The organism is Clostridium tarantellae, from assembly GCF_009295725.1.
Lineage (GTDB): Bacteria > Bacillota > Clostridia > Clostridiales > Clostridiaceae > Sarcina > Sarcina tarantellae.
Window position 1 is genome coordinate 1 of record NZ_WHJC01000095.1, and the last position, 11906, is coordinate 11906.

Consider the following 11906-nt stretch of genomic DNA (forward strand, 5'->3'; position numbering starts at 1 on the left):
TAAAATATAGTTGCAAAAATATAGTAAAGTGTGTAAATTATTTATTATATAGGTTTGATATTTATAATATTATTAATAATATTTAGTTAATAGATTTTTAAATATTACCATGTATTAAAAAAAATACAATTTATACAGAAAAAACTAGGGTTTAGGTAATGAGATTTTAATTAGGCAAATAACACGGTTAGATTAACATAATTTTATGTTAATGGGGTTGTAATATTAAAATTAGTTTATAGCTTAAGTTAATTCCTAAAGGTGCTATGAAAATACTTATTGGTATATAAATACATTAAGTAACCAAGAGTTACTTAACAATATAAGGAGTAGACAAATGGAATTTAAGCACGTTTCAGTTTTATTAGATGAATGCATAGATGCACTTAATATTAAAAAAAATGGTATCTATGTAGATTGTACTTTAGGAGGAGCAGGTCATTCAAGTGAAATTATAAAAAATTTATCTCAAAATGGTCGACTTATAGGTATAGATCAAGATAAAGATGCCTTAAAGGCTGCAGGAGAAAGGTTAAAAGAATTTAATAACATAACTCTTGTTCATAGTAATTTCTATAACATTTATAATGTATTGAATGAATTAAATATTGATGGAGTAGATGGAATTTTAATGGATTTAGGAGTTTCATCATATCAGTTAGATAATGGTGATAGAGGATTTAGCTATATGCAAGATGCACCATTAGATATGAGAATGAATAGAGAAAATTCTTTTTCAGCTTATGATATTGTTAATAATTATTCTGAAGAAGAGCTATTTAGAATAATTAAAGAGTATGGTGAGGAAAAGTTTTCAAAAAGGATAGCTAATTTTATTGTAAAAGCTAGAGCTAATAAAAGTATAGAATCAACTTTAGAGTTAGTAGATGTAATAAAAGCTGCTATACCAGCTAAAGCTAGAAGAGAAGGACCTCATCCAGCTAAAAGAACATTCCAAGCTATAAGAATAGAAGTTAATAAAGAATTAGAAATAATAGAACAAACAATAAAAGATGGTGTAAATAAATTAAATACTGGTGGAAGAATGGCAATAATAACCTTTCATTCTTTGGAAGATAGAATTGTAAAAAATACTTTTAGAAATTTAGAAAATCCTTGTACATGTCCAAGTGAATTTCCTATATGTATATGCAATAAAAAGCCAGATGTTAAGGTATTAACAAGAAAACCTATTGAGCCATCAAAAGAAGAATTAGAATTTAACCCAAGAAGTAGAAGTGCAAAACTAAGGATAATAGAGAAGCTATAATAAGAAAAAATATTACAAAATGGGGAAGGGATAAAAATGGAATTTAAAGATTATAATAATTATAATGGGAACACCGTGTTAGACCCTAATAGAAAAGGTTCTGATCCCAAACGTAAAAAAAAGGTCAAGAAAAATAGAGAATTAGAAAAAAGAAAAAGGTATAGATTAAGAGAAAAAAAAATTAGAAAAAATATAATACAAATTGTTGCATTAGTAGCTTTGGTTGGAACTATTACAATTACTCGTGATATGAAAGTTTACAAAACGCAAAAAGATTTAGCTAATATAAATAAGGAAATTAAAGTTATGACTAGTGAAAATGAAGCTTTAGAAGTTGAATTGCTAAAAACTAGTGCGTTAGGGAACATTGAAGCAACAGCTAAAACTAAGTTAAATATGACATTACCAACTAAGGAAAATATGATAGATATATCTAAATAAATATTAATATTAATCATTTTATTTAAATATTTAACATAGTAATTATGGATGTACTTATTATTAATTAATAATAAGTACATCCATAATTTTTTTATAAAATATTCTAAAGGAGGTTTTTATATTGAAAAGACAATATAGAGATAAAGCAACTACTAAAAAAAGATTAGGAATAACTTTAGTAATTTTATATTTTGTAATATTTATTCTTGCTTTTAGACTTTCCTATATAATGATATTTAAATCAGAAAAATATGCAGCTATGGCCGTAGAACAATGGACTAGTGAAGTTAAAATAGCTGCAAAAAGAGGAAAAATATTGGATAGAAATGAAAAAGAGTTGGCGGTTAGTGCTAATGTGTATAGAGTTGATTTTAATCTAAATGCAATTAGATCATATAATGAAAAAAATAATACAACTAATGAACAGTTAAGTAATTTAATAGCTGAAGCTACAGAAATGGATAAGGAAACTGTTTTGAAAAAATTAGAATTTAAGTTACCTTCAGGAGCTTTAGCTGGGTCGGCTATTTTAGTTAGACGGATTGAAAAAGAACATGCGGATAAAGTAAAAGCATTAAATATAGATGGTGTAATAGTATCACCAGATACAAAAAGGTACTATACTAATGATAATTTTTTAGCGCATGTTTTAGGAACAACTAATTCTGATGGGGTTGGATTAAATGGTGTAGAATTAAAATATGATAAAGTGTTATCAGGAACTCCAGGATTGAGAACTACAGAGCTTGCTACTAATATACAGGATCACCCATATACAATTTCACAATTTACTGCGCCTGTTAATGGGAAAGATTTACTTTTGACTATTGATGAAAATATGCAATATTTTGCTGAAAAAACTGCTGATATAGCATTAAAAGAACATAATGCTGATGCTGTAACGGTAATGGTTATGGATCCTACAAATGGTGAAGTATTAGCTTTATCAAACAAGCCAGATTTTAATCCAAATGCACCTTATGATGGAGCTGAAAATTTTCAAGGAAATACATCAACTGATAGAATTCAAAAGATGTGGAGAAATAGATCAGTATCAGACTCCTTTGAACCAGGATCAATTTTTAAAATTGTAACAGCAGCAGCAGCTATAGAAGAAGGTCTTGCAGGAAAGGATGAAACATATACTTGTTCAGGAGGTCTACATAAGGCCGATAGATATATAAAGTGTTGGAAAAGAAGTGGACATGGAACTCAAACTTTCGATGAAATTATACAAAATTCATGTAATGTTGGATTTATGAATTTAGGAGAAAGATTAGGAAAAGAAAAGTTAAATAAATATATAAAAGAATTTGGATTTGGTAAAAAAAGTGGAGTAGATTTACCGGGAGAATCACCAGGTATAATAAAAAAGACACAAAATATAACTGATATGGATTTAGCAACTATATCTTTTGGTCAAACTAATACAGTTAACCCAATACAGTTCTTAAGTGCAGTTAATGCAGTAGCTAATAAAGGAACCTGGATACAGCCACATGTAGTAAAAGAAATAATTCATATAGATGAAAATGGAAATAAAATTGTAGATGAGGAATTTAAACCAGACAAAAAGGAAAATATAATAAGTAAAGAAACAGCAGAAAGATTAAATTCAGCTTTAGAAAAAGCTGTACATTATGGCTCTTCAAAAAGTACTTATATGGAGGGGTATGGCATAGCTGGAAAAACAGGTACAGCACAGAAGGTTAATCCAGAAACGGGTGGATATGGTGGAGGCTATGTTGCATCATTTGTAGGGTTTGCTCCTTATGATAATCCTAAAGTATCTGTAATGATTTCAGTAGATAATCCTAAAAATGGTGAATACTATGGAGGTAGAGTTGCAGCACCTTTGGCTAATATATTATTTACAGATATATTTAATTATTTAGATCCTAATAAGTTGAATGTATCAAAACCTAATGAAAATATGGATGTAGTTGTTCCAGAAGTAAGAGAAAAATCAGTAGATGAAGCGAAAAAAATATTAAAAGACTTAAATATAGAAGTATTAATAGAAGGACAAGGAAATAAAATTTTAGATATGACACCTAAACCAGGATATACTATAAAAGAAAAAACAAATATAATATTATATACAGAAAAATCAGAAATTTTAAGTATGAGTATAACAGAAGCTGTAGAAATCTTGAATGAATTTAATTTAAATGAATTTAACTTAGAACCAATAATCAATGGTTCTGGTAATAAAGTAGAAGGTATAGAATTTGAAAATAATGAAAAAAAAGAAGAATTTAATATTGTTATTAATACGGAAGAAAAAGATAAAAAAACAAAAAAAGAAGTTATTGTTCCTAATTTAGTAGGATATACTGAATTAGAAGCTAAAAATATTTTGGATAGTATAGGGTTAAAAGGAACTTTTAGTGGAAGTGGCATTGTTAATGATCAAAACATTGAGAGTGGGATAATTATAAACTCAGGATCTAATATTACTTTAAACTTAAGTAATTTACCTAAATAATTAAATAAAAAATATATGTTAGTATAGATAATAATTGTATGCTAGCATATATTTTAATTTATAAGTAATAAATTTTAACATATATTATGATAAATTTATAAAGTGTTAAAAAACAATTAGATTAAAATATTAGATTTTCACTTTTTATGTCTTATAAATATTTATAATATATGATAAAGTAAATTATGAACTAACGAAGGAAAAATTAAATTGTGAGCAACGTATATCTAGATAGTTAATAGTAGGTAAAGTTTAAAAAATTAAAAACTTTCACTGTTAATTAATTTATTTAGGAGGATGGCAAGTGGATAAAAACAGAAGTAAAAAGATGAAAAAAAGAAAAATTAATAATGGAAAAAATTTGGCATTGATGAGTATTTTATTTTTCCTTTTATTTTGTATATCATTAAGATTAATTTATATAATGATATTTAAATCTGAACAATATTCCAATATGGCACGTGAACAATGGACAAGTGAAATAAAAGTATATGGAAAAAGAGGTAAAATATTAGATAGAAATAAAACAGAGTTAGCTGTAAGTGCTAATGTTTATAGGGTAGATTTAAATTTGCCAACAATAATCTCTTATTCAAAAAATAAAAATATAAAATTAGATGATATAGCACAAAATTTGTCAAATGCAACAGGATTAAAAATAGAAGAGGTTAAAGATAGATTAAATTTAAGAACTAAATCAGGCACGCTAGTACCAGCGGCTATATTAGTAAGAAGTATAGAAAAAGAGAAAGCGGATAAAGTAAAAACTTTAAAAATAGATGGAGTTGTAGTATCTTCCGATACTAAAAGATATTATCCTAACAATAATTTTGCTGCACATGTTCTAGGAAATACTAATTCTGATGGAATCGGGTTAAATGGTGTAGAGTTAAAATATAATAAAGAGTTAGCAGGAATACCAGGAATGAGAATAACTGAAATGGATGGAAGAAGTGGAGAATTTCCATATGCAGTTCCTAAATATACTCCACCAGTTGATGGAAAAGATGTAATATTAACTATTGATGAAAAAATACAATTTAGTGCAGAAAAAATTGCTGATAGAGCAATTAAAGAGTATAATCCAGATTCTATAACAATTATAGTTATGAATCCAAATAATGGAGAAATATTAGCTATGGTTAATAAACCAGATTTTAATCCTAATAATCCTTATGTCGGATATGAAAGGTTCTCTGGTAGTAATGTAACAGCTAAAATGCAAAAAATGTGGAGAAATAGAGCGGTTTCAGATTCTTTTGAGCCTGGTTCTATATTTAAAGTATTAACATCAGCAGCTGCGGTTCAAGAAGGTATTGCAGGAAAAGATGAAACTTATTATTGTCCTGGATTTAAAAAATTTGGAAATGTGGACGTTAGATGTTGGAAAGGACCATCACAAGGTGGACATGGAACTATAACTTTTGATCAAGCTCTTGAAAATTCTTGCAATGTGGCTTTTATGGATATAGGAGCAAAATTAGGAAAAGAAAAGTTATATTCATATCTTAATGATTTTGGATTAGGAAAAAAATCAGGTGTAGATTTACCAGGAGAGACTCCAGGTATATTAAAACCAATAGAAAATGTTATTCCTATGGACTTAGGTACAATATCCTTTGGACAAACAAATACATTAAATTTTACACAATACATGACATCTTTGAATGTTATTGCTAATGGAGGAAAATTGATACAACCTCATGTTATGAAAGAAATAAGTCATATAAATAGTAATGGAGATAGAGTAATTGATGAAGTTTTTCATCCACATGTTAATAAAGTGCCAATTAGTAATAAAACATGTGCACGTGTAAAAGAAGCAATGGAATCTGCTGTTAGTAAAGGTTCTGTTAAGAGTGCAGGGGTTAAAGGATATAGAATAGCAGGAAAAACAGGAACAGGAGAAAAAGTTAATCCTAAGACTGGAAAATATGATAGTGAAAAAGAAGGTTATTTATCATCTTTTGTAGGTTTTGCTCCAGTAGATGATCCTAAGGTATCAGTGTTAATAGCTATAGATCACCCAAGAGGAGGTCAATATTTCGGCGGAATAGTTGCTGCACCTTATGCTCATGATTTGTTTACAGATATTTTTACCTATATGGAATCTAATGAAATAAAAACAAGTGATGATGAAAAATATGTTATTGTTCCAGATGTTAGGGGTAAAAAGATTTCGGTGGTGAAGGATAAATTAAAAAAATTAGGAATTGAAGAGTCTATAGAAGGAAAGGGTAAATTTGTAATGGATATAAGTCCAAAGCCAGGTTCTCTTATAGGTAATAATGAAAAAATCAATCTTTACACTGGTAGTTCTTCAAATTATAATAAAGATGTTATTGTTCCAAATTTGGATGGATATAATGAAGATAATGCAAAAAAAATTTTAGAATCTATAGGGCTTAAAGCAACATTTGAAGGAAAAGGTGTTGTAGTTAATCAAAGTGTTCCTTTTGGAGATTTGCTTAATAATGGTGATAATATAAAATTGACTTTAAGTAATAAAGAAGAAAATTAATTTTTGAGCATGTGACAAAGTCACATGCTAGAATTTTGTGAATTTAACTATAGATACTAGCATAGTATTTAAGGAGTGATTAAATTATGATAATAAAAGAACTTTTAAAGCAATGTAAATATGAGCTTTTAAACGGAAATGTAGAAAAAAATATAAATAAGATATGTTATGATAACAGAAAAATTGAAAAAGGTGACATTTTTGTATGTATTAAAGGATTAAAAGTTGATGGTCATACTTTTATTGAAGATGCAATAAAAAGAGGAGCAGCTGCAATAATAGTTGAAGACGTTGTAAAATCTAAAGATGACATAACAATTATAAAAGTAGAAGATACTAGAAAAACTTTAGCTATAATATCATCAAATTATTTTGGAAATCCAAAAAATAAATTAAAAATAATTGGTATAACTGGAACTAATGGAAAAACAACATCTGCATTTATTATAAAGTCTATATTAGAGAATAGTGGATTAAAGGTTGGTTTAATTGGAACAATAGCTAATTATATTGGAAATAGAAAAATTCATACTGAAAGAACTACACCAGAATCATTAGAGTTACATGAATTATTTAATACTATGGTTAATAATAAGGTTGAATATTGTGTAATGGAGGTTTCATCACATTCATTAGAATTAAATAGAGTATATGGAATAGAATTTGAATGTGGTATTTTTACTAACCTTACACGTGATCATTTAGATTTTCATAAAACCTTTGAAAATTATTATAAAGCTAAATTTAAATTATTTGAAAGATCTAAATTTAGTTTAATAAATATAGATGATTATTATGGACTAAAAATTATAGAAGATATTAAAAAATATAAAATAAGCACTAAAACAAATACTTTTTCCATAGATAATGAATCAAATTTTAAAGCTAAAGGGATTAAAAGCAATTCAAATGGTTCACAATTTAAAATATTAATAAATAGTAAAGAAGAAAGTTTTAAAATTAACATTCCAGGATTGTATAACATATATAATGCATTAGGATGTATATTATGTGCATATAAGTTAGGTATTAGCATTAATAGTATAATTAATGGTATAAAAAATGTAATTATACCAGGCAGATGTGAAAGCGTAGCTAAAGATAAAAATTTACCATATAGCATAATAATAGATTATGCTCATACTCCAGATGGACTTGAAAATATTTTAAATACTATAAAAGGTTTTGTAGAAACTAGAATAATAACTATTTTTGGTTGTGGTGGAGATAGAGATAAAATTAAAAGACCTCAAATGGGAGAAATAGCATGTAAACTATCTGATTTAGTTATAATTACTTCTGATAATCCTAGATCAGAAGAACCAGAACAAATAATAAAAGATATTATTACAGGAATTGATTATTCAAATTATATAACAATAGAAAATAGAAAAGATGCAATAAAAAAAGCCATAAGTTTAGCTAAAGAAGGTGATGTTATTTTAATAGCAGGAAAAGGGCATGAAACATATCAAATTTTAAAAAATGAAACTATACATTTTGATGAGAGAGAAGTTATATATGACATTTTAGAAAAAAATTAGAGGTGAAATTAGATGTTAGAATTAAGCTTTAATGAAATAGCAAAAGCAGTTGATGGAGAAATCTTAAAAGAACCAATAGAATATAATGTTCAATCAGTATCAACAGATACAAGAAAAATAAAAGAAAATACAATGTTTATAGCTTTAAAAGGATGTAATTTTAATGGAAATGATTATGTAGAAGAAGCATTTAATAAAGGTGCTAATGTATGTATAATTGATGAAATCAAATATGAAGAAAACAACATTCCTAGTAATAAAGGGCTGATAAAGGTTGAAAATGGAAGAGTTGCTTTAATGGAGTTAGCTAAATATTATAGAAAGAAACTTGCATTAAAAGTTATAGGAATTACAGGATCAGCAGGAAAAACATCAACAAAAGATTTATTAGCAGCTTTATTAAGTGATAAATTTAAGGTTTTTAAAACAAAAGGAAATTTTAATAATGATATTGGTCTTCCATTAATGATATTAGAATTAGATAGCAATTATGATATAGCAGTTTTAGAAATGGGGATGAATAATTTAAAAGAAATTGAGAAATTAGCTGAAATTTCCTCACCAGATATGGCTATAATAACCAATATAGGGTTATCTCATATTGAAAATTTAAAAACAAGAGATAACATATTAAAGGCAAAAATGGAAATAACAACTTATTTTGGTGAAAATAATATTCTTGTTGTTAATGGAAATGATGATAAATTAAGTGATATAGATTCTAAAGATTATAATATTATAAAAACTGGTATAGGTGAAGATTTTAATATAGGAGCTAAAGATTTTGAATCTAGAGAATTTAGTTCTAAGTTTAAAGTTTTTTATAATGACTTAGAAGAAGAATTTTTATTAAATATGCCAGGAAAACATAATGTACAAAATTTAATGTTAGGTATTGCAATATCAAAAGAGTTAGGATTAACATTAAAAGAAATGAAGAATGGATTAAAAAATTTAAAAGCAACTTCTATGAGATTAGAGTTAATAAAAAATAATAAATTTATTATAGTTAATGATTGTTATAATTCTAGTCCTTCTTCAGTTAAATCAGCTATTGATGTAGTAAAATCTATAAATGGGAAAAGAAGAATTGGTATTTTTGGAACTATGAAGGAATTAGGAGCTGAAGCTAGAAATGCTCACAATGAAATAGGAAAATATGCAAAAGAAAATAAAATAGATTTAGTATTGTGTTGTGGTGAGTTTTCTGAAAATATACAAAATGGATTTGGATTAGGATGTATAGTTTTTAATAATAAAGAAGAGTTAATTAAAAATCTTAAAAATGTTGTGAAAAATGATGATATAGTATTAGTTAAAGCATCTAGAAGTATGAAATTTGAAGAAATAACAAATAGTTTAAAAGAAATATAGATTTAACCAAGGAGGTGAAGCTACTTATTTTAGGTAGCATTTAAAATATGATAGAATTTTTACAATCGATAATAGATCCAGTTATAGTATTTAGTATAATTATAAGCTTTATTATAGCTTCAATAATAGGTCCAGTTTTAATACCATTACTTCATAAACTGAAATTTGGACAAAATATAAGAGCAGAAGGACCAAAGAGTCATCAAAAAAAAGCAGGAACTCCTACAATAGGAGGATTAATATTTATTTTTTCTACTGCTATTACTATGATAGTTATGATTAGAGTAATGAATAAAAATTTTTCTGATGAAGCAATGATAGCATTATATTCATTCATAGGCTTTGGATTTATAGGATTCTTAGATGATTTATTAAAAATAATAAAGAAAAAGAATGAGGGACTAAAAGCATGGCAAAAAATGTTTTGGTTAATATTAATTTCTAGTGCATTAACATATTATGCATATACACAAATAGGAACAAGTATAAATATACCATTTATGGAAGGGCAGATAAGTATTGGGTGGTTATATATTCCTTTTGTTATGGTTTATTTTACTGCAACTACAAATGCAGTAAATCTTACAGATGGATTAGATGGATTAGCTACATCAATAACTGTTTTAGTAATAACATTTTTAGCAATTTTAAGTTATAGTATGGGACATTTAAGTTTATCTGTATTTTGTGTAGCTTTAGCAGGAGCATTATTAGCATTTTTAAGATTTAATGCATTTCCAGCAAGAGTATTTATGGGAGATACAGGTTCTTTAGCATTAGGTGGAGCAATAGCTATGGTAGCTTTAATATTGAAGATGCCAATAATTATAGTAATAATTGGAGGTATATATGTTATAGAAACAGTATCTGTTATTTTACAGGTAGCTTCATTTAAATTAACAAGAAAGAGAATATTTAAAATGGCACCTATACACCATCATTTTGAAGCACTAGGTTGGAGTGAGACTAAGATAGTGTCTGTATTTTCAGTAGTTACAGTAATTTTATGCTTTATAGCATTTGCCTCTCTTTAGGGTATTTTATAAGGAGGAGATTTTATGAAAGTGAAAGGCGTCAAGTTAAATTCTAAATTAAAAGTTGATTTAGGATTATTATATACTATTATGCTGCTATTAGCAGTTGGGGTAGTAATGGTATATAGTGCTAGTTCATATTATGGAATGTTTAATTACAAGAGTAGTACCTACTTTTTGTTAAGACAATTCGTATTTACAATAATAGGATTAATAGCTATGTTTATTTTTTCTAGGGTTGATTATCATAAATTTAAGGATATAGCATGGCCTATGTATTTAATAACACCATTTTTGTTAGTTTCAGTTTTTTTCTTTAAAGCTACTAAAGGAGCTCAAAGATGGATAAAATTAGGTCCGTTGTCATTTCAACCTTCAGAACTTGCTAAATATGTAATAGTAATTATGTTAGCAACTTTGCTTGTGAAAAAAGGAGAGCAAATAAAGGAATTTTGGAAGGGAGTAGTACCTTGTTTAATTCTTGGAGGAATATATGCAATTTTAATATTAGCTCAAAAAAATCTTAGTATAGCATCTGTAACAATGATTGTTACTTTTATACTTATAGTAGTTGCAGGAGCAAAAAATAAGCAAATGTTTGGAATTGTATTACCAATGCTAGCTATGGCAGCAGCGGGTTTTGCTTTTTTTGAACCATATAGAAGAGCCAGACTTATGAATTTTATAAATCCTTGGCAAGATCCTGCAGGAAATGGATATCAATTAATACAATCTTTTTATGCATTAGGAGCTGGAGGAGTTACTGGATTAGGATTAGGTCAATCTAGACAAAAAACTTTATATATGCCAGAACCACATAATGACTTTATATTTGCTATAATAGGAGAAGAATTAGGATTAATAGGTTGCTTAGTTATAATAGGATTATTTATTTTCTTTATTTATAGAGGAATAAAAATAGCTATTGAGGCTAGAGATGATTACGGAACTTTATTAGCAACGGGAATTACATCTATAGTGGCAGTTCAAGCAATAATAAATATAGCAGTTGTAACAGGTTCTATGCCAGTTACAGGAGTACCTCTTCCTTTTATAAGTTATGGAGGAAGTGCATTAGTAATTAACTTGATTGCTATGGGAATACTTTTAAATATTTCCAGACAAACTAAAATAAATAAAAAAGGCGTTTAATTTAACCGCCTTTTTTTTTATTTAATATAACTTTAATATTAATTTTATAAATAAATAAATTTTTTAGTCTGTTTATAAAAAG

Annotated in this window: 8 protein-coding genes; all 8 read left to right on the plus strand. The window is 26.9% G+C overall.

The genetic code is table 11. The features are described 5' to 3' along the window. Positions 1–337: 337 nt before the first annotated feature. The 8 genes from rsmH (at position 338) to spoVE (ending at position 11824) form a co-directional block, all read left to right on the plus strand. Complete coding sequence (gene rsmH, locus GBZ86_RS07935) at positions 338–1270, plus strand: 16S rRNA (cytosine(1402)-N(4))-methyltransferase RsmH (RefSeq protein WP_152889427.1); 933 nt, start codon at positions 338–340, stop codon at positions 1268–1270. Between the two features lie 36 nt (positions 1271–1306). After that, positions 1307–1711: an FtsB/FtsL family cell division protein gene (locus tag GBZ86_RS07940; RefSeq protein WP_152889429.1), complete on the plus strand. Its 405-nt coding sequence runs from the start codon at positions 1307–1309 to the stop codon at positions 1709–1711. A gap of 121 nt (positions 1712–1832) precedes the next feature. Next, the gene (locus GBZ86_RS07945) at positions 1833–4199 is read left to right on the plus strand and encodes a stage V sporulation protein D (protein ID WP_170272189.1); all 2367 of its coding nucleotides are present in this window, start codon (positions 1833–1835) and stop codon (positions 4197–4199) included. Positions 4200–4527: 328 nt separating this feature from the next. Further along, positions 4528–6720 (plus strand): stage V sporulation protein D, encoded by a 2193-nt coding sequence (locus GBZ86_RS07950; protein WP_152889438.1) that lies wholly within the window; start codon positions 4528–4530, stop codon positions 6718–6720. Positions 6721–6806: 86 nt separating this feature from the next. Beyond that, positions 6807–8264 (plus strand): UDP-N-acetylmuramoyl-L-alanyl-D-glutamate--2,6-diaminopimelate ligase, encoded by a 1458-nt coding sequence (locus GBZ86_RS07955; protein WP_152889431.1) that lies wholly within the window; start codon positions 6807–6809, stop codon positions 8262–8264. Between the two features lie 12 nt (positions 8265–8276). Next, positions 8277–9638 (plus strand): UDP-N-acetylmuramoyl-tripeptide--D-alanyl-D-alanine ligase, encoded by a 1362-nt coding sequence (locus GBZ86_RS07960; RefSeq protein WP_152889433.1) that lies wholly within the window; start codon positions 8277–8279, stop codon positions 9636–9638. A 47-nt stretch (positions 9639–9685) separates the two neighbouring features. Then, positions 9686–10672 (plus strand): phospho-N-acetylmuramoyl-pentapeptide-transferase, encoded by a 987-nt coding sequence (mraY, locus tag GBZ86_RS07965; RefSeq protein ID WP_152889435.1) that lies wholly within the window; start codon positions 9686–9688, stop codon positions 10670–10672. 24 nt (positions 10673–10696) lie between these two features. Further along, on the plus strand, positions 10697–11824 hold the full coding sequence (gene spoVE, locus GBZ86_RS07970) for a stage V sporulation protein E (RefSeq protein ID WP_152889437.1): 1128 nt from the start codon (positions 10697–10699) through the stop codon (positions 11822–11824). Positions 11825–11906 lie beyond the last annotated feature (82 nt).